A 19,515-nucleotide genomic window follows, 5' to 3' on the forward strand; every position below is an offset into this window, starting at 1 on the left:
ACCCGAACCAATCACCTGATGAGAGAGGGCACCATGAAAGCGACTGTCAAAAAGACCGTACTCGCCATGGCAATTGCCACTGCCTCGACCGCTGCTGCGGCCAATGGCTGGGACAACCAGAATGCCAATGCGAACATCAACCACAACCACGTCGTGACTGAAACCCGCAACGACACGCACAACCATACCGACAACGAAGTCCGCAACTGGACCCGCACCAACACCACAGTACGCAACAACACCGACACCTCGAACGTGACCCGCAATCGTACGGTGAACGTCAACGAGCAGGTGCAGAAGAACAGCAACATCCAGGCCGACGAGCGCAAGGAAAAGAACAACCACGGCGTCGACGTGAACCTGGAGAAGGATCTGCGGCTGAGTTCGGACATCAACTTCTCCGGCGATCCGACCATCACCGGTGACATCGACCTGGATTCGGCAGCCATCGCCGTGATCGACAACCGCCAGTCGATCAGCAACAACCTCACCGGCAACAGCCTGGTCACCAACAGTGCATCGATCGCCGATGATGTCGGTGCGGGTGCCTCCGGCAACCTCGGCTTCAACGTGGTGGCCGGCGACAACAACGCGCAGGACAATGCTGCGTCGCTGTCCGCTGCAGATGCTTCCTTCAGCTTCGGCATGGCCGACGCCGAGGTGTTCGTCAACCAGGCCGGCTTCGGCAATACCACCATGAACTCCGGCGTCACCAACGCCGCCGGCCTCGGTGGCAATGCCTTCGGCGGTGCCTCGGGCAACATCGGCGTGAACATCGCCTCGGGCAACAACAACGAGCAGAAGAACGCGCTCGCAGCCTCCGTGGCAACCAGTGCGATGGCGCAGTCGAGCATCAGCTCCAACCAGGTGTCGACCGGCAACACCGTGTCCAACGCCGGCTTCGTGCAGTCCTATACCGATACGGTGCAGGTCGGCCTGAGCGGTCGCGTCGCAGGCGGTACCCTGGCCGTGGGTGCCGGTACCTATCGCGGTACCGGCAATGCCTACCAGATGGCCAACTACTACCTCGATTCGTGGAGTGGCGATCTGCCGCATCCGGGTGGCAATGCGACCGGGCACATCGATCTGGACAACGAGATCCAGAATGCAACGATGAACCCGAACCGGCCGGGAGTGGGTGGCCTGGGCTTCGATACGCGTGAAAGCGGCACCAGCCAGTTCGTCGAGCTGGGCGTGGCCGACCTCTATGCCAGCCTCAGTGGCACGGTCAGCACCACCCGCTGGGTGAACGTCAATGCGACCAACACCTCGGCACTGTCCGGCAGCGCGTTCTCCGGCGCGTCCGGCAACATCGGCGTGAACGTGGCATCGGGTACCGGCAACCTGCAGGCCAACAGCCTGGCATTGGCCGTGGCGCAGCCGAGCACCGGCGGTGGGACCGGCGGCGGCGAGTGATCCACGGTGTGACCGCTTTCGCAGCGAACCTGCGTTGAGCGCAACAAGCCCGGCCATCCGCCAATGGCCGGGTTCCCCCGGGGGCCCCTGTCCCTCCTCCCCCTTGGGGCAGGGGTCCTTTCCTTCTCGTGGAGAACGGCATGGCCGGTCATCGCTGGTGGTTGCGTCTGCTGCCCTGCCTGCTGCTGCTGACCAGCGCATGTGGCTGGGCAGGCGAGGTGGTGTTCAGCGGGGTGCTGCCCAATGGCGCGCTGCTACAGCAGAAGGTGGAAAGCATGCAGGAGCGGCGTTATCGCAACCTGGTGCGACAGCACACCGATTACAGCTGCGGGGCGGCCGCTCTGGCCACCATCCTGCGTTATGCCTACCACCTGGACACCACCGAGGCGACGGTGATCGAGGGAATGATGGGGGTATCGGATCCACAGCTGGTCAAGGAACGTGGCTTTTCACTGCTGGACATCAAGCGCTATGTCGAATCGCTGGGCATGCGTGGACGCGGTTATCGCATCGATGAATCGCGCCTGCGCACGTTGCGGGTTCCTGGACTGGTGCTGATGGATGTACGCGGCTTCCGGCATTTCGTCGTGCTCAAGCAGGTGCGCGACGGCGTGGTGGAAGTGGCCGATCCGATCCTGGGCAACCGCAGCCTGTCACTGGACGAGTTCAGTGCCGCCTGGCCGTCACGCGCCGTTTTCGTCGTGATCGGCAGCGACTTCGATCGCAATACGGTGCTGCTGCAACCCAGCGAACGGCCCAGTGCCCGCGCGTTGTATGCGCGGCAGGGACCGATCACCGATGCCGAACTGGTCGACTTCGGCTTCAGCCACGCCGACCTGTTCTGAAGGAGGCACGATCATGCAATGTCAACGTGTAGTACTCGCCCTGCTGCTGATGTTGCCGGTGTCGCCGTTGCTGGCGGCAGACGGTGCACCGGGGCGAGGCCTGAAGGAAATACCCGATCCCGAACTGAACCTGATGCGCGGCCGCTACACCGTCGGCGGCAACAACGTGGCCTGGTTCGGGGTGACGATGATTTCGCAGTGGCAGGGCCCCAACGGTGCGGTGGTGCAGGGCGCGCTGACCCTGGGCATGGATTTCCGCAATGGCGGCACACCCAAGCTGAGCTTCCAGCCAAGCGTGCAGGTTACCGCTGCTGACGCACCGTTGCCGGCAACGGCAGGGCGCAGCATCGACAGTACCGGCCTGGCCAATGCCAGCGGACTGGTGCAGAGCGTGCAGGTGGCCGGCGATGGCAACACCGCACGCAACGTGACCACCCTGACCGTGCGTGACGGCGCGGTGCCGACCGCACTGAGTGATGACGGCAGCCGCATGGCACAGGCACAGCAGGGCGGGGCGACTGCCACCGCCATGCTCGATGGCAACCAGGCGCGCCTGCTGCTGCAGGTTGATGGGCAGAGCCTGGTACAGCAGTGGATCCGCAATGGCAGCGTGGGGCAGGGCATTGCCCTGGCCGGCGATGGACAGACCGCCAGCAACCGGCTGCAGCTGGAGCTGGTACGCAATACCGCGGCCAACAACCTGCCCTTGAGCCAGAACGTGGCCCAGGCGATCGGGATGAACCGCGGCATGGGCCCAGGCCAGTAACACGGCCTGGTCGGGGGGAACCGACGTACAAAGCAGGTCACCGACATGCACACTCTCTACCGGCTTACTCCGCTGGCGCTGGCGGCGCTGGCGGCCACCGCCTTCGCCCAGCAGCCTGCGCCCAGTGATGGCGCCGACATGCAGGCATTGATCGCGCAACTGGAACAGCTCAAGGCCAATTACGCACAGGAGGTACGACGCCTGCGCGAACTGGACATGCAGGTGCAGGCGATGCAGGCGCGGCTGAGCGGTCGCGCAGGCCCCGGTGCGACGCCCGCTGCGCCGTTGGCGCCGGCTGCGGCATCCGCGGTACCGCCCAGTAGCGAAGGCTATGCCAGCAGCGCGGCCGAGGCACAGCAGGCCAAGCAGGAGGCCCGGCGCAGCGTGGATGACGTCAAACAGCAGCAGGCAGCATTGTTCTCGCGCCGGTTCACCATCGAGAACGGCCTCACCTATGCGCGCTACGACCGCAAGCAGCTCACGCTCAACGGGTTCCTCGCCCTGGATGCGATCTTCCTTGGCAACATCGCGATCGAGAACGTCGAATCCGATTCGTTGACCTACAACCTGGCCGCGCGCTGGGGCGTCAGCCCCAATCTCACCTTGAACATGGACGTGCCATACCTGGCACGGCGCACGGTCTACCAGAAAGGCGGTGCCGGCGGTGCCGCGGCGGCGATCGCGCAGGAAGAAACCAACGGCAGCGGCATCGGCGATGTCAGCCTGAGTGCCAACTACCGGCTGTTCTCCGAACGCGGCTGGCGCCCGGAGACGGTGCTGACCGGTGGCGTTACCGCACCAACGGGCCGCGCGCCCTATGGGCTGGACTGGAAAGTAATCGAGCGCGATGACGATGACTACATCCGCTTCGCGGTGCCGCAGGAACAGCCGACCGGCAACGGCGTGTGGCAGGCCAACCTGGGCGTATCGATGGTGAAGACCGCCGATCCGGCGATCCTGTTCGCCAACGCCGGCTACATCCATTCGTTCCCGCGTGGTTTCAGCGATATCGACAGCAACCCGGATACGGTCAACCCCGGCGATGTGAAACTGGGCGGTTCGGTGTACTTCGGTGCCGGCGTGGCATTCGCATTCAACGAGCGCACCAGCCTGAGCATTTCCTTCAGCGACAAGATCAGCACGCGCGCCTCGACCCGGTTCAAGGGCGGTGAATGGGTGAAGGTGATCGGCAGCGATGCCAATGCGGCCTCGCTCAATCTCGGCGTGACCTACGCGTTGAACCAGCACACCACGCTGGTGACGCTGCTGGGCATCGGCCTGACCCCGGATGCGCCGGACTTCACGCTGGCGTTCAAGGTGCCGTACATGTTGTAAGCGCGGCAGCCCGGCATGGCGCGGCGCTGCACGGTCGCGCTTTGCCGGTGTCGATGCATGCCCGGCCGCGCAGGGGCCTGCGTTGTCAGCGCTGCGCCGGCAGTTCCAGATGATGCTTGCGGCACAACCGGTATATCGTGACCCGCGAGATCTGCATGTGCCGCGCGCACGCCGACACGTTGTAGCCATGCTGGCGCAGGGCCTGCAGCAGTACATCGCGCTCCACCTGGCCACGCGCATCCTGCAGCAGCGCGCGCCGCGCAGGGGCGTCCGGCTCTGCCAGGTCCAGGTCAGCGGCGTTGATCAGCTCGCCTTCGGCCACGATCGCTGCCCGCTGCACGCGGTTCAATAACTCACGTACGTTGCCGGGCCAGTCGAACCCGCGCATGGCCTGGCGTGCGCCGGGATCAAACCCGCGTGCGCGGCCGGGGTGGCGTTGGCGGAAACCACGCAGGAAGTGCTCGGCCAACAGCAGGACATCGCTGCCGCGCTCGCGTAGCGCGGGCATCGGCAAGCGCAGGACATTGAGGCGGTAGTAAAGGTCCCGGCGGAAGTGGCCCTGGGCCACCGCCTGTTCCAGTTCGACGTGGGTGGCTGCCAGTACGCGCACGTCCACCCGCAGCGGCTGGTTGCTGCCGACCCGTTCCAGCGTCCCCTCCTGCAGCACCCGCAGCAGGCTGGTCTGTGCGTCGGCGGGCAGGTCGCCGACTTCATCGAGGAACACGGTGCCGCCGTGGGCACTTTCAAACAGTCCGATGCGGCGTTGGGCGGCACCGGTGAAGGCCCCACGCTCGTGGCCGAACAGTTCGGACTGCACCAGATTGGCAGGGATCGCGCCGCAGTTGATCGCCAGGAACGGTTTGCCGGCGCGCCCGGACAAGGCATGCAGCGCCTGCGCGGCAAGTTCCTTGCCGGTGCCGGTCTCGCCGGTGACCAGTACCGGCAGGTCGACCGGAGCGAATTTATGCAGGGAGGCGCGCACCGACAGCAGGGCGGTGCTGTCGCCGATCAGCGCCGGCAGGTTGCCGGACTCGCGGACCATGTGCGGCAACGCGTCGTCACCCTCGGATTGCCGCTGCATTGCCGACAGCAGATCGTGCAGTTCCAGCGGCAGCGCGAACTGGTCGCGGCACGCGCGCAGCAGCGGCCCCCACGCGGGCGGAGCGCTGCCCAGTCCAGGGGGCAGCACGGCGAGCCAGGGCAGGTGGTGATGCCGCTCGATCCACGGCAGCAGCAGCTGCACGGCGTCGGCATCAAGGTGACGCAGATCGACGATGGCCACCAGGTGGTCGCGGCCGCGCAGGCCGATGGCCATGGCAGGGGCAGGGCTTACGCAGCGCAGTTGCCAACCGGCCGCCGCCAGCGCACCCCGCTCGGCTGCCTGCGGTTGGCCGAACCAGATTGCGCAACGCGATGGAATCTCCAGGCTTGCCGCCATTCCTTTCCCCCAGGCAACACGGGCGGCCCAGCCGGGCACCCGGCGCGCCGCCCCGCGCCGGGATGCTGTGGCCGAACACGGTCGGCCTGTCGCGGTCACTGCAACCTTGACATCAAGGACCAACGCAGCAAGCGGCGGCCAGCGGCCAGCGGCCCCGGTTACGGCCAGCCGCCCAATGAAAAAGCCGCTGCAGGGCAGCGGCTTTTCAGGCAATGCGCAGATGACCCCGGATCAGAGGTCGACCCGGCGGGCCTGCATGAACTTGTTGCCCCAGTAGCCGGTGAGCAGGGTGTCGACGCGGACGTCCTTGCCGGTGCTTGGGGCGTGCAGGAAGCGGCCATCGCCCACGTAGATGCCGACGTGGTCGACCCGGCCCTTGCGGCCGAAGAACACCAGATCGCCTGCAGCCAGCGCGGCGCGGTCGTTGATCAGTTCGGCATTGGCGTCATGCGCCATTTCGCGCGAGACGCGCGGCAGCTCGATGCCCAGGGCCGAGCGGAACACGTAACCGACCAGGCCACTGCAGTCGAAGCCGCTGTCCGGATTGCTGCCACCCCAACGGTACGGGGTGCCGAGCAGGGTCATGGCCCGGCGCAGCAGCGACTGCACCTTGCCGTTGTCGGCAGCGTTGCCGACCACGACGCTGCCATTGGCGGCGCTGCTGGTGTCGTAATTGGCGAGGAGGCGGCTGAGGTCACCGGCCACCATGGCCGAGCGGTCCATCAGGGGAATGGTGTCATTGGCGGCCAGGTGCGGCAGCAGGGCGGCCAGGGTGGCGCTGGCGGCGGCATCGGCGCGGCTGCGCTGCGGAGCGGTGGCGTCGGCCTTGGCGGCTGCGCGAGGGGCGGTCTCGGCGGTAGCAGCCGGGGTCGCATCGGTACGGGTGGGAGCGGACTGCGACCAGGCGGGAAGGCTGGTCAGACACAATGCCAGGCCCAGCAGAAGCGGGCGGACACTACGCGAAGAAGCGGCGGTCTGGCCTTGGCACGTCGGGTCGTTTGTCGTCACGCGTCGGTCACAAGGAAAAAAACGATGGGGCATCATGCCCTGTAAAAGCAGTAATAAGTTAAAAATTCCGTTAATAAATCGTTAGTTGCGCGGTGATATCTGTCACAGTTTTGAACATATCGCCTGTTCATTTTAGCGAAGGACCCGTTTCGCCCCTGTGTAGTGGTCCTTCCAATAGGGGCCGCTGAGGGAATCAAGGCGGACCGTTCCGCCGGTGCTCGGGGCGTGCACGAATCGACCTTCGCCCACGTAGATACCGACGTGGCTGACACTGCCGCGGCTGCCAAAAAAGACCAGGTCGCCGGTCGCCAGGCGCTTCGGGTCGATCTTCGGGCCCTGAACCGCCGCCAGGTCGCGTGAGGTCCGCGGCAGCTTCAGATCCAGCATTTCACGGTAGACGTAGGCGACCAGACCACTGCAGTCGAAGCCGGATTCAGGCGTGTTGCCGCCGTAGCGATAGGGCGTGCCAACCAGGCTGATGGCACGCATCAGCACTGAATTGGCGGCCTCGGGGTTGTCCGGCGTGGTGCTGGGCCAGCTGGCCGCAGGCGGCGGCGGTGCGGAACGGACGGCCTTGCCGCCGCCGCAGGCGGTCAGCAGCAGGGGCAGGGCCAGCAGCAGGGCGGGCGCGAGGAGCCGGCGCGTGCCGGACGAAACTGGCGTGATGTGCATGTTCTCCGGATAATGCGCGACCTTGGATTGGCCGTCATGATGGCGGCGTCCCCGCCGGGCGACAACCCGCCCCAACCCGCCTGCCTCCGGCAGATCCAGACAGAGTTGCGCATGAAGATCGAAAAAGACCGCGTTGTCCGCTTCCACTACACCGTCTCCGAGGCCGGCCAGGAGCCGATCGAATCGTCCAAGGACCGCGGCGAGCCGCTGGCGATCCTGATCGGCCACGGCAACATCATCCCGGGCTTGGAAAACGCCATGATGGACAAGGAAGCCGGCGCGACCTTCGACGTCGACGTCAAGGCGGCCGATGCTTACGGCGAGCGCCGTGATGGCCTGTCCCAGCGCGTGCCGAAGAAGCACTTCGGTACCGCCAAGCTGGTCCCGGGCCAGCAGGTCGTGCTGCAGACCAACTTCGGCCCGCGTGCCGTGACCGTGCAGAAGGTCGGCATGAGCGTGGTCGACGTCGACCTGAACCATCCGATGGCCGGCAAGGACCTGCATTTCGACGTCGAGATCGTCGACGTGCGCGAAGCCGGCAAGGAAGAGCTCGAACACGGCCACGTCCACGGCGACGGCGGTCACCAGCACTGATCGCGTCGCGATCGTGATGGCAGCAACGGCCCGCCTCGGCGGGCCGTTGCGTATGTGGAACAGGGCGGAGCCATCCACGGTCCGCAGGCCGGCGGCATAATGACGGACCTGCACGCCGGATGCCCTGTGAACACCGCTTCCCCTTCCCTGCAACCGGTGGCTTCCGGCGAACGCATCGCCCTGCTGGACATACTGCGTGGCTTCGCCCTGCTGGGCATCCTGCTGATGAACATCGAGGCCCTCAGCGGGCCGCTGGACCTGGCCTTTACGGGCATCGACGCGCATTGGCAGGGCATCGACTACTGGGCTGATGCGTTCGTCTATGTGTTCGTGCAGGGAAAGTTCTTCACCCTGTTCTCGCTGCTGTTCGGGGCGGGCTTTGCGGTGATGGCCCAGCGCGCCGAGGCGGCGGGCCGCCAGTTCACTCCGTTCTACCTGCGTCGCAGCGCCGGGCTGCTGCTGATCGGCCTGTGCCACGCGCTGCTGGTCTGGTCAGGCGACATCCTGGTGTTGTATGCACTGGCCTCGCTGCCGTTGCTGGCCTGCCGTGAGGCACCGCGCAGCTGGCTGCCCTGGATGGGGTTGCTGGTGTATGCGCTGGGAGTTGCGCTGATGCTGCTGGTCGGCGCTATGGTGTCGATGGCCACCCCGCAGGACCTGCAGAAGATGCTGGTCGACGCGCAGCAGGGCATCGACCAGCAACGCCTGGTGTACGGCCAGGGTGACTGGATGCAGGCCAACGTGCAGCGCCTGCATGAGTTCGGCGCGTCGCTGGGTGGCATGTTCATTTCCGGCCCCGAGGTGCTGGGCATGTTCCTGTTGGGGGCCTGGTTCGCCGGCAGCGGCGCATTGACCGCGCCGGAGCGTTTCCCGCGGTTGTATGCCGGCCTGCGCTGGATCGCATTGCCTCTGGGCCTGCTGGTCACCCTGGCGGGTGTGTTGTGGAAGCCCTATCTGGCCCCGGGTGTCTATGACCTGCCGACCACCTCGGCAATGGCGCTGGTGGCCGTGGGCGGCGTGCCGATGTGCCTGGGCTACCTGGCCTGGATCGTGCACTGGCGTGCGCGCATGGGCTGGCTGGCGCCAGTCGGCCGGATGGCGCTGACCCATTACCTTGGTCAATCGGTGGTCTGTACGTTGCTGTTCTATCACTACGGGCTGGGGTGGTTCGATGCAGTACCGCGTGCCTGGCAGCTGCTGTTCGCCTTGCTGCTGTTCGCTGCACAGGTAAGCCTCAGCCATCTGTGGCTGCGTCGTTTCCGCTTCGGTCCGATGGAATGGCTGTGGCGTGCGATGACGTACCAGCAATGGCCAGCGATGCGCCGTGGGGCTGGGCAGCGGTGATCGATGCAGGGCGCGCGCCTGGCGATCTGCATGGCTGCGTGCATCGTCAAGCACGCCATTGCACACCCTCACGTCTGCCCTGCAGCGGGTCATGGCATGCTCGCAGCAGCATGAGCGCCTGCGTCAGCCAGCTGCCCGTCGATCTTTTCTGCGGGCGCGCGCCCGCCATCGATCCTGTTCCCTGTCGACCCGAGCGATTCCGATGAACACTCCCTCTTATGACTACGATCTGATCGTCCTTGGCGGCGGTTCCGCTGGCCTGGCCGGCGCCATCCGCGCCGCGCAGCATGGCAAGCGTGTTGCCCTGCTGGAGCCAGGTGAACTGGGCGGTACCTGCGTGAATGTAGGGTGCGTGCCGAAGAAGGCGATGTGGCTGGCGGCCGACCTGGCCGAGCGCATCGGCCTGGCCAGCGCGATGGGCTTCGACGTGGAGGCGCGTCCGGCGCTGTCGTGGAAAGAGCTGGTGATCCATCGCCAGGCCTACATCAGCAACATCCACACCAGTTATCACAAGCGCCTGGATGAAACCGGCGTGGTGCGCATTCCTGCCCGTGGCCATCTGCTGGATGCGCACACGGTGGCGTGCAGTGATGGCGTGCAGTACAGCGCTGCGCAGATCCTCATCGCCACCGGGGCGCATCCGCAGCGGCCCGACATTCCCGGCGCCGAACTGGGCCTGGTGTCCGACGATTTCTTCGACCTGCGTGCAGCACCGGCCGACGTCGCCATCATCGGCGGCGGCTACATCGCGGTGGAACTTGCCGGGCTGTTGCAGGCGCTGGGCAGCAGGGTGAGCCTGCTGGTGCGTGGCAGTCGCCTGCTGGAGCGCTTCGACTACGAGCTGACCGCGCAGCTGGCCGAGAACCTGCGCCAGCAGGGTGTCCGCATCCACTTCGATTATCGTCTGCGCGAGTTGACGCGCGACGGCGAACGCGTGCGTGCCTTCGGTCACGACGGCCCGATCGACAGCGTGTTCGACGCCGTCTTCTTCGCTACCGGCCGGCGCGGCAACAGCAAGGATCTCGGCCTGGAGGCGCTCGGTATAGGCATCGGCGAACACCAGCAGGTAGAGGTGGACGAGTGGCAGACCACGGCCGTGCCGAGCGTGCATGCGGTCGGTGACATCGCCGGCAAGGTCGGGCTGACGCCGGTTGCCGTGGCTGCATCGCGCCGTCTGATGGATCGCCTGTTTGGTGGCCGCCCGGACGCGAAGATGGATTACGACAACGTGGCCAGCGTGGTGTTCTCGCACCCGCCGCTCGGCGCAGTGGGCATGAGCGAGGAAGATGCACGTGCGCGCTTCGACCAGGTGACGGTGTACCACAGCCGTTTCCGGCCGATGCTGCAGGCGCTGGCCAACGGCACCCAGCGCAGCCTGTTCAAGATGGTCTGTGCCGGCCCGGAGGAGCGTGTGGTCGGCATACACCTGCTCGGCGAAGCGGCCGACGAGATCCTGCAGGGTTTCGCGGTGGCGGTGAAGATGGGTGCGACCAAGGCGCAATTCGACGACACGGTGGCGATTCACCCGACGTCTGCTGAAGAAGTGGTGTTGATGCGCTGAGCCGACACTCACGGTAGTGCCGGCCGCTGGCCGGCAACCTCAAGATCAACAGCCGAAGCAACAGCAAAAGCGTGCTTCCTGTGGCATGGCGGGGTGGATCCGGTTGCGGGGGACGCTGCAAGTACGTCCCTGTAAGCTCGGTCGCAGCTTGCTCGTGTGCGCTGTCCTGCGCACACGGCAAGACCGGGGTTGGGCGTCCTGCCCAACCCGCCCGAGGTATACCTCGGGCCCATGCGGCTCACGCCCCCGCAACCGGACCCACCCCGCCTTCGACAGATTCCTGCGATCTGTCGGACCGGCGTTCTGTGTTGCTGTTGGTGGGTGTCGACCTTGGTCGACACGTAGATCCACGCCATGCGTGGATCAGGAATTGCAGTGAGCATGAACGGACATCGGATCGTTCGCCCGGAAGTGCCATGAGACAATTGGAAGCAATCCGGCTGCTTCCAGCCGCCCATGCGGCCCGTTTTCTTCCTGATGTCCACTTCTTCCCCCCGCATCGCCACCACGTCCCCGCGCATCGCTCTGGGCGGCATCGGCCTGGCTGCAATCGGCGCCATTGCCGCTTCGGGCAAGGCCATCATCGTCAAGCTGGGGCTGCGCCATGGCGTGGATGCCACAACGCTGCTGGCGCTGCGCATGCTGATGGCGCTGCCCCTGTTCGCGCTGATGGCGGTGTGGGCCTCGCGCCGTGCAGAGCGACTTTCCTGGGCTGACCGCGCACGCGTGCTGTGGCTCGGCTTCACCGGTTACTACCTGTCCAGCCTGCTGGATTTCCAGGGCCTGCAGTACATCAGCGTGACCCTGGAACGGTTGATCCTGTACTTGAACCCGACTCTGGTGCTGTTGATCAACGTGCTTCTGGCGCGGCAGCGGCCGGGTCGCTGGCAGGTCGGCGCGCTGGTGCTCAGCTATCTCGGTGTGCTGATCGCGTTCGGCCATGACCTGCAGCGCGAAGGTGGGCAGATCATTCTCGGTAGCCTGCTGGTGCTGGGCAGTGCGCTCAGCTATGCGCTCTATCTGTTCGGCAGTGGTCAGGTGGTCGCCCGTATCGGCGCGGTTCGTCTGACCGCCTACGCCAGCTGCGTGGCCAGCGTGCTGGTGCTGCTGCATTTCACCATCACCCATCCACTGCCGTTGCTGTGGAAGGCACCCGCTGCGGTGCAGTGGCTGTCACTGATCAATGCGACGGTCTGCACCGTGCTGCCGGTGCTGGCGATCATGCTGGCGGTGCAGCGCGTCGGCTCGTCGCTGGCTGCGCAGGTAGGTATGCTGGGTCCAGTTTCCACCATCGTGATGAGCCTATGGCTGCTCGACGAACCGATGGGGCCGGCGCAGATCGTCGGCACCGTGCTGGTCCTGCTCGGCGTACTGCTGGTGACGCGGCTGCGCCGCTGACGCCGGAGCAGGCGCGTGCGCGCATCCTGGCGGTGATCCATGCGATTCCGCCGGGACAAGTGATGGGCTACGGCCAGGTCGCGATGCGCGCGGGCCTGCCCGGACGCGCACGGCTGACCGCACGCATCCTCGGCCAGAATGAGGATCCGTCGCTGCCCTGGCACCGTGTACTGCGTTCGGATGGGCGCATCGCCATGGCCGAAGGTTCGGCCGGCTGGCGCGAACAATCGCAGCGGCTGCGGGCCGAGGGTGTCGTCGTGGAAAACGGCCGGGTGCGGATGCCCGCGGCGGACCCGGTGGCGGCGCTGGATGCGGCCGTATGGGGGCCGGGCTGATCGCTGCCTGCGACTGAACGGGCGGCCGTCCGCTCTGGTCAAAAAAGGCCGGTGCTGCGGCTATGATGGAGGCCGTTCCATGCTGGTGTCCCCATGTTCCCGCGACTGCCAACCGTCACCAAGGCCCTGTTGATCGCCAACGCGATCCTGTTCCTGCTGCAGCAGCCGTTCCTGCTCGGCATGCAGACCTTCGAGCCGTTCATGCTGCAGCCGCTGCAGCAGGGCTTCGATGCGTTCTCGCCGGGCGGCAATTTCCAGCCCTGGCAGTTGCTGACCTACGGCTTCCTGCACGGCAGCTTCTTCCATCTGTTCTTCAACATGCTGGCCGTCTTCATGTTCGGCGCGCCGCTGGAACAGACCTGGGGTGAGAAGCGCTTCCTGACCTATTACCTGGTGTGCGTGGTCGGTGCCGGCGTGTGCCAGTTGCTGGTCGGTACGATGCTCGACAATCCGGCCACGGTGCTGGGCGCGTCCGGTGGTGTGTTCGGCCTGCTGCTGGCTTACGGCATGCTGTTCCCCAACCAGCGGGTGATGCTGCTGTTCCCGCCGATTCCGATGAAGGCGCGTACGTTCGTGATCCTGTTCGGTGTCGGCGAGCTGGTGCTGGGCATGACCGGCTGGCAGCCGGGCGTGGCCCATTTCGCGCACCTGGGCGGCATGCTGTTCGGCTGGCTGCTGATCCGCTACTGGCGCGGCCAACCGCCGTTCAACAAGCGTCGTCCGCCCGGCCCGCCAAAGCGCCCGAACCATCTGCGCAGCGTGAAGTGAGGCGCAGGTGGGTGCCGACCGTTGGTCGGCACACCTTGACGCCGGTAGATGCCAACCTTGGTTGGCACGCATTTCATGCATCGGCCAGCACCACCTGCGCCGCGTTGTGCCCGGGCGCGCCGGTCACCCCACCGCCCGGATGCGTGCCCGCGCCGCACAGATACAGGCCGGGCAGGGCGCCACGATAGCCGGCCTGGCCAACCATGGGCCGCGCCGAGAACAGCTGGTTGGCGCTGAGCGCACCGTGGAAGATGTCGCCACCGATCAGCCCGAACGTCCGTTCCAGATCCAAGGGTGACAGTGCCTGTCGACCAAGCACGCTGTCGGCGAAGCCGGGAGCGTAGTGATCGACGGTGGCGATCATCAGGTCGGCAACGGTATCGCGGTGATCATCCCAGTGACGGCCATCGGGCAGCACCGGTGCCACGTGCTGGCAGAACAGGCTGGCCACATGCTGCCCGGGTGGCGCCAGCGAATCATCCAGCGTGCTCGGAATCAGCATCTCCACGATCGGCTCGCGCGACCACCCCTCGCGGCGTGCATCCAGCCAGGCACGGTCCATGTAATCCAGGCTGGGCGCCATGATGATGCCTGCACTGAGGTGATCGCCGGGGCCGGGCAGGGCGCGGAAATCCGGCAGCCGCGACAGCGCCACGTTCATCCGGAACGTGCCCGAGCCGCAGCGCCAGTTCGCCATGCGTTCACGGGTGGTGACGGGAACCTGGGCGGGCTGCAGCAGTTGTTCGTACAGCAGCTTCGGGTTGACGTTGGCCACCACGGCACGTGCGCGCAGGCTCTCGCCGCCGGACAGCGCGACGCCGACCACGCGCCCGTCCTCAACCAGCAGGCGCTGCACGTCGGCATCGACGCGCAGCTCGGCGCCGGCCGCACGCGCGGACGCGGCGATGGCCTGGCTGATCGCGCCCATGCCACCGATGGCGTGGCCCCAGGCGCCCTTGACCCCGTTGCACTGGCCGAACACGTGATGCAGCAGTACGTAGGCGCTGCCTGGCGTGTACGGGCTGGCGTAGTTGCCAACAATGCCATCGAAACCAAACAGGGCCTTGATCGGCTCGCTTTCGAACCAGCGATCCAGGTACTCGGCGGCCGACAGCGTGAATAGGTCCAGCAGTTCCTGGCGCAGTGCAGGGTCGAGTGCGGCCAGCTCCCGTCCCAACCGGCCCATCTGCCACAACGCCGGCAACGCACGCCAGCCGGCCATCACCCCGAGGTCGGGCGGCGGACGCAGCGCCCAGTCGCGCAGCACATCGGCAAATACCTCCAGGCGCGCTTCATAGGCGGGCAGCGCCTGCGCATCGCGTTCGGAGAACTTCGCCACCTCAGCCTGGGTGCGGCCAGGTGCGGACAGCAGGTAGCGGCCATCAGGCAATGGCAGGAAGTTGTTGGCCGGCCGCGCGACGATGCGCAGTCCGTGCGCATGCAGCTGCAGCTCCTCGATCACCTTCGGCTGCAGCAGCGACACCGTGTACGAGGCCACCGAGTTGCGGAAGCCCGGCTGGAACTCCTCGGTGACAGCTGCACCGCCAAGGATGCCGCGACGCTCCAGCACCAGCACCCGTTGCCCCGCGCGCGCCAGATACGCCGCGCACACCAGCCCGTTGTGGCCGCCACCAACGATGATCGTGTCCAACGTCGTCATGCGTTGCGGATCGCCGCTTCGATGGTGGCGATGTCGATCTTCTTCATCGGCATCATCGCGTTGAAGGCGCGCTTGGCCAGGGTCTTGTCCTTGCTGGTCACCGCTTCGATCAGCATGCGCGGGCTGATCTGCCAGGACACGCCCCAACGGTCCTTGCACCAGCCGCATTGGCTTTCCTGGCCACCGTTGCCGACGATGGCATTCCACAGGCGATCGGTCTCGGCCTGGTCCTCGGTGGAAATCTGGAACGAGAACGCTTCGCTGTGCTTGAAGGTCGGGCCACCATTGAGGCCGACGCAGGGAATGCCGCAGACCGTGAATTCGACGGTGAGGATGTCCCCCTGCTTGCCGTCGGGGAAGTCGCCGGGCGCGTGATGCACAGCGGTTACTTCGCTGTCGGGAAAGGTCTTTGCGTAGAACGTGGCGGCCTCGAGCGCACCGTTGTCATACCAGACGCAGATCGTGTTCTTGTGAGCCATGGCGGGGCTCCGCAGTGGACGAAGGCGCAGCGATAGCATGGGCGGTGTTAATGCCGGATCGTGCTGCACTGCGGGAGCTGCCGGCGCCGCGCTACCATGGCCAGACGACACGACAGGGATGATGCGTGAAGATCCTGATTCTGGGTGGATATGGGGTGTTCGGGGGGCGCCTGGTCCGCTTGCTGGCCGACCTGCCGATGCTGGAACTGCTGATCGGTGGCCGCAACCTGGCAGCGGCACAGGCCTTCTGTGCAAGCTACGTGGGGCAATCGACACTGCGCCCACTGCAGGTCGACCGGCAACGGCTGGCCACGGCCCTGCAGGCCGAGCGACCGGAGCTGGTGGTGGATGCCTCCGGTCCTTTCCAGGACTATGGCGAACACCGCTATGGCGCGATCGAAGCTTGCATCGCCGCCGGCATTGATTATCTGGACTTCGCCGACGCGGCAGACTTCGTGTTCGGCGTTTCGCAGTACGACGCGCAGGCCAGGGCGGCTGGCATCTACGTGCTGTCGGGCGTCAGCAGCTTCCCCGTACTGACCGCCGCGGTGCTGCGCGAGATGGCCACGCACATGGACATCGTCAGCGTGGAGGGCGGCATCGCGCCATCGCCGTATGCCGGCATCGGCCTGAACGTGATGCGTGCGGTGGTCGGCTATGCCGGTGCGCCGGTGAAGCTGCGCCGCAACGGTCGCGATGGGCACGGCATCGGCCTTGCCGAGAGTCGCCGCTTCACCGTCGCGGTGCCGGGGCGGCTGCCGCTGCGCAACCTGCATTTCTCGCTGGTGGATGTGCCCGATCTGCAGGTGCTGCCACCCGCACATCCGACGATGACCGACATCTGGATGGGGGCTGGCCCGGTGCCGGAGATCCTGCATCGCGTGCTCAATGTGCTGGCCAAGGCGCGCCTGCACCTGAAACTGCCATCGCTGGAGCCATGCTCGCGGTTGTTCTACACCGTGTTGAACCTGATGAAGTTCGGCGAGCATCGCGGCGGCATGATCGTGCGTGCCGTGGGCACCCGCGATGGTGCGCGTGTGGAACAGAGCTGGCACCTGCTGGCCGAAGCCGATGACGGCCCGTACATCCCGTCGATGGCGATCGAAGCGGTGATCCGCAAGCAGCTGGCCGGTGATCGGCCGTCACCGGGTGCACGCCCGGCCACGCATGCGCTGGAACTGTCCGACTACGACCGGCTGTTCGACGGGCGCACGATCCATACCGGTTTCCGCCGCGACATGCCCGGTGCCAGCCTGTACCAGCGCCTGCTGGGCAGCGCGTACGCGCAGCTGCCGGCCAGCGTGCAGGCGTTGCACGCACCGTCTGCAGCCAAGCGCTGGAGCGGCACGGCATCGGTCGAACGCGGTGCTGGGTTGTTGTCGCGGTTGCTGGGGAAAGTGTTCGGTTTTCCGGCAGCGGGCGAGGCGGTGCCGGTCAGCGTGGAGTTCACCGCAGAGGCGGGTGGTGAGCGCTGGACACGGACCTTTGCCGGCCGTCGTTTCTCTTCGTTGCAGACGCAGGGGCAGGGGCGCAACGAAGCGCTGCTGGTCGAACGCTTCGGTGCGGTATCGGTAGCGTTGGCGCTTCTGGTCGACGACGGGCGGCTGCAACTGGTGCCGCGACGCTGGTCGATCCTGGGCCTGCCGTTGCCGCAGTGGCTGTTGCCCGGGGAGAACAGTTTCGAGAGTGACGAGGATGGGCGCTTCGTCTTCGACGTGGAGATCGGCGCGCCGGTGGTGGGGCGGATCGTGCATTACCGGGGAACGTTGAAGCCCGCGTGATGTCCACCGACGAAAAAGGGCGCCACGAAGGCGCCCTTTCCGTTATTGCTGTTGCATGAACCTCAGCGCAAGACCTTGATCTGCTCGCCGTCGGTGCGCTGCATCGGCTGGCCCGGCTTGCAGCTGAAGCTGGCGCCGAATGCCGGCAGGTTCGACAGCGGGCCATTGGTGCGCCAGCGACCCGGTGCACGGATGTCGGCGGTCAGGCGGCGTGCGGCCTCGTTCGGCGACAGCTGCTGCGGCCACAGCGCAGCCCAGGCGCGGAAGAAGCCCTGCTGCTGTGCCGGCTTGGCCTTCGGCTCCTGCGCGGTGTACGCGGCCCAGGCCAGTTCCAGACCGGCGATGTCGGCCAGGTTCTCTTCCTGGGTCAGCGTGCCGTTGACCTTGGCCCCCTTCACGCCGGGGAACTCGTAGGCGCCGTACTGGGTGGCGACACGGGTGCCGAGCAGGGTCCAAGCGGTCTTGTCGGCCGGGGTCCACCAGCTGCGCAGTTCGCCCTTGGCATCGACCAGCGCACCCTTGGCATCGATCGCACGGGTCAGCTCGTGGCCGACCAGGCCGCCGAAGCTGCCGAACTTGTCGGCGGCATCGGCCTTGGCGTTGAACACCGGGCCCTGCAGGATCGCCGCAGTGACGATCAGCCGGTTCTGCGCCAGGTCATAGGCCAGCGACGGCTGCTGCGGCAGCACGTCCCAGCGGCGGTCGGCGTTGCCCTTGCCGATGCGCTTCATTTCCTCGCGGTGGCGCCAGGTGGACGCGATCAGCATGTTGCCGCCGAACGAACCACGGCCCATCGGCTGCACGCTGTAGTCCAGGTCACGCAGCGGGGTGCCGATCTCGATCTTCAGCGCGGCCAGCTTGGCCTGCGCTTCGGTCTTGGCCTCGGCGCTCATCCAGCTGTTGTTCTTGACCGCTTCGATCTGCACTTCACGCACCTTGTCGACGATCCAGGCCGCCTGGCGGCGGTCTTCGGCGGACAGGTAACGGGCTGCGTATTCGCGGCCGACCATCGGGCCAGCGGCCACGTTGATCGCGTCCAGCACGCTTTCCCAGCGCTGCGGCGGCAGGGTTTCACCACGCAGCACGCGGCCACGGAATTCGAACTCCGCATCGCGGTACGCCTTGGACAGGTACGGCGCCATCGAGTCGCCCACGCGCCAGCGCAGGTAGGCCTTCCACTGGTCCGGCTTGAGCTTGGTGACCATGCCGTCGAGCTGCTTGAACAGCGCCGGATCGGCCAGCGACACCAGGTCATCGTTGACGCCCTGCGCCTTCAGGAACGCGTCCAGCTGCAGGTTGCGGTAGCGGCTGTTGAGGTCCTTGGTGGAGATCGGCGCGTAGTTGTTGAACGGGTTGTTGATGCCCGCCAGCGACTGCGCGTTGCGCGCCAGTTCGGTTTCCAGCGCGATCACCGCCTGCGACTCGGCGTCCAGCTTGGCCGCCGGGGTGCCGGTCAGTGCGAGGATCTGCTTGACGTAGTTGCGATAGCGGCCCATCAACGCGACGGTGTCGGCGTCGGTGCGGGTATAGAAGGCCGGATCAGGCAGGCCCATGCCGCCCTGCATGAAGTAACCGATGTGGCGGTCCAGCGCCTTCAGGTCCACGTCCGGACCGAAGTTGAAGGCCACCGGGATGCCGACCTGGTGCAGCGCGGCGATCGAGGCCGGGACATCCTTGGCCTTCTTGATCGCGTTGATGCGGGTCAGCAGCGGTGCGATCGGGTTGGAGCCGTCGGCTTCCACGGCCGCTTCGTCCAGGCCGCTGGCCCAGAAGTCGCCCAGCAGCTTCTGCACGTTGCCCTGCGGCGCCTTCATCGAGGCGTCCAGCAGTTCACGCTGTTGCTGCCGGCTGCGGTCGACCAGCTGGCCCAGTGCGGTGGCGGCGCCGGTCTGCGGCACCGGGTTGGCCTTCAGCCAGCCTGCGTTGGTGGCGTCGTAGAAATCGCTGCACTGCGCACTGACGGCCGGGGCGCGTGCGGCCTTCTTCTTGGCGGCGAACGCATCGTGGGTCGGAACCAGGGTCGCCAGGCTGATGCCCAGGGCGATGGCAAGCGGACGGAAGTTGGGCATGTAGAACGAATCCGTGATGGATTGAGGGCGGGCGAACTATAGCAAG

Annotated in this window: 17 protein-coding genes; 11 read left to right on the forward strand and 6 right to left on the reverse strand. The window is 66.3% G+C overall.

Features of this window, described 5'->3' with window-relative positions:
* Nucleotides 1-33 precede the first annotated feature (33 nt).
* The 4 genes from AC1DKR_RS09080 (at nt 34) to AC1DKR_RS09095 (ending at nt 4,362) form a co-directional block, all read left to right on the forward strand.
* Nucleotides 34-1,416, forward strand: coding sequence for an adhesin (locus AC1DKR_RS09080; RefSeq protein ID WP_312108114.1), 1,383 nt, complete (start codon nt 34-36; stop codon nt 1,414-1,416).
* 140 nt (nt 1,417-1,556) lie between these two features.
* Nucleotides 1,557-2,261, forward strand: a complete 705-nt coding sequence (locus AC1DKR_RS09085) for a C39 family peptidase (protein WP_312786803.1) — start codon at nt 1,557-1,559, stop codon at nt 2,259-2,261.
* Between the two features lie 13 nt (nt 2,262-2,274).
* Entirely contained in the window at nt 2,275-3,027 is a 753-nt protein-coding gene (locus AC1DKR_RS09090) for a hypothetical protein (protein ID WP_312108112.1), read from the forward strand.
* 45 nt (nt 3,028-3,072) lie between these two features.
* The gene (locus AC1DKR_RS09095; RefSeq protein ID WP_033831684.1) at nt 3,073-4,362 is read left to right on the forward strand and encodes a transporter; all 1,290 of its coding nucleotides are present in this window, start codon (nt 3,073-3,075) and stop codon (nt 4,360-4,362) included.
* Between the two features lie 85 nt (nt 4,363-4,447).
* Here the strand turns inward: AC1DKR_RS09095 and AC1DKR_RS09100 are convergent, their stop codons facing one another.
* The 3 genes from AC1DKR_RS09100 to AC1DKR_RS09110 all read right to left on the reverse strand — a co-directional run bounded on the left by AC1DKR_RS09100 (nt 4,448) and on the right by AC1DKR_RS09110 (nt 7,480).
* Nucleotides 4,448-5,800: a sigma-54 interaction domain-containing protein gene (locus AC1DKR_RS09100; protein WP_033831683.1), complete on the reverse strand. Its 1,353-nt coding sequence runs from the start codon at nt 5,798-5,800 to the stop codon at nt 4,448-4,450.
* 231 nt (nt 5,801-6,031) lie between these two features.
* Entirely contained in the window at nt 6,032-6,808 is a 777-nt protein-coding gene (locus AC1DKR_RS09105; RefSeq protein WP_033831682.1) for a C40 family peptidase, read from the reverse strand.
* 132 nt (nt 6,809-6,940) lie between these two features.
* Entirely contained in the window at nt 6,941-7,480 is a 540-nt protein-coding gene (locus tag AC1DKR_RS09110) for a C40 family peptidase (RefSeq protein WP_025876082.1), read from the reverse strand.
* 111 nt (nt 7,481-7,591) lie between these two features.
* Between AC1DKR_RS09110 and AC1DKR_RS09115 the strand changes: the two genes are divergently transcribed.
* The 6 genes from AC1DKR_RS09115 to AC1DKR_RS09140 all read left to right on the forward strand — a co-directional run bounded on the left by AC1DKR_RS09115 (nt 7,592) and on the right by AC1DKR_RS09140 (nt 13,480).
* On the forward strand, nt 7,592-8,074 hold the full coding sequence (locus AC1DKR_RS09115) for an FKBP-type peptidyl-prolyl cis-trans isomerase (protein WP_025876084.1): 483 nt from the start codon (nt 7,592-7,594) through the stop codon (nt 8,072-8,074).
* Nucleotides 8,075-8,173: 99 nt separating this feature from the next.
* The gene (locus tag AC1DKR_RS09120) at nt 8,174-9,418 is read left to right on the forward strand and encodes a DUF418 domain-containing protein (protein ID WP_442244093.1); all 1,245 of its coding nucleotides are present in this window, start codon (nt 8,174-8,176) and stop codon (nt 9,416-9,418) included.
* 202 nt (nt 9,419-9,620) lie between these two features.
* Nucleotides 9,621-10,979 carry a glutathione-disulfide reductase gene (gene gorA / locus AC1DKR_RS09125; protein ID WP_394197816.1) on the forward strand — a complete coding sequence of 453 codons (1,359 nt, stop codon included), beginning with the start codon at nt 9,621-9,623 and terminating at the stop codon, nt 10,977-10,979.
* A 477-nt stretch (nt 10,980-11,456) separates the two neighbouring features.
* The gene (locus AC1DKR_RS09130; protein WP_223496000.1) at nt 11,457-12,377 is read left to right on the forward strand and encodes a DMT family transporter; all 921 of its coding nucleotides are present in this window, start codon (nt 11,457-11,459) and stop codon (nt 12,375-12,377) included.
* Complete coding sequence (locus AC1DKR_RS09135) at nt 12,284-12,712, forward strand: MGMT family protein (protein WP_223482806.1); 429 nt, start codon at nt 12,284-12,286, stop codon at nt 12,710-12,712. Before AC1DKR_RS09130 ends, AC1DKR_RS09135 begins: the two co-directional genes overlap by 94 nt.
* 93 nt (nt 12,713-12,805) lie before the next feature.
* A complete protein-coding gene (locus AC1DKR_RS09140) occupies nt 12,806-13,480 on the forward strand; it encodes a rhomboid family intramembrane serine protease (RefSeq protein ID WP_223482807.1) in 675 nt (224 codons plus the stop codon).
* A 73-nt stretch (nt 13,481-13,553) separates the two neighbouring features.
* Here AC1DKR_RS09140 and AC1DKR_RS09145 read toward each other — a convergent pair whose 3' ends face one another.
* Nucleotides 13,554-15,140 carry a phytoene desaturase family protein gene (locus tag AC1DKR_RS09145; RefSeq protein WP_447945402.1) on the reverse strand — a complete coding sequence of 529 codons (1,587 nt, stop codon included), beginning with the start codon at nt 15,138-15,140 and terminating at the stop codon, nt 13,554-13,556.
* The gene (locus AC1DKR_RS09150; RefSeq protein ID WP_447945401.1) at nt 15,137-15,619 is read right to left on the reverse strand and encodes a VOC family protein; all 483 of its coding nucleotides are present in this window, start codon (nt 15,617-15,619) and stop codon (nt 15,137-15,139) included. The genes AC1DKR_RS09145 and AC1DKR_RS09150 overlap by 4 nt, the downstream gene beginning before the upstream one ends.
* 125 nt (nt 15,620-15,744) lie before the next feature.
* On the opposite strand from AC1DKR_RS09150, the gene AC1DKR_RS09155 reads away from it, so the two are divergent.
* Nucleotides 15,745-17,400 (forward strand): saccharopine dehydrogenase family protein, encoded by a 1,656-nt coding sequence (locus AC1DKR_RS09155; RefSeq protein WP_394197810.1) that lies wholly within the window; start codon nt 15,745-15,747, stop codon nt 17,398-17,400.
* Between the two features lie 62 nt (nt 17,401-17,462).
* Here AC1DKR_RS09155 and AC1DKR_RS09160 read toward each other — a convergent pair whose 3' ends face one another.
* The gene (locus AC1DKR_RS09160) at nt 17,463-19,469 is read right to left on the reverse strand and encodes a M13 family metallopeptidase (RefSeq protein WP_394197808.1); all 2,007 of its coding nucleotides are present in this window, start codon (nt 19,467-19,469) and stop codon (nt 17,463-17,465) included.
* Between the last annotated feature and the right edge of the window lie 46 nt (nt 19,470-19,515).

The organism is Stenotrophomonas sp. 01N47 (assembly GCF_056399165.1).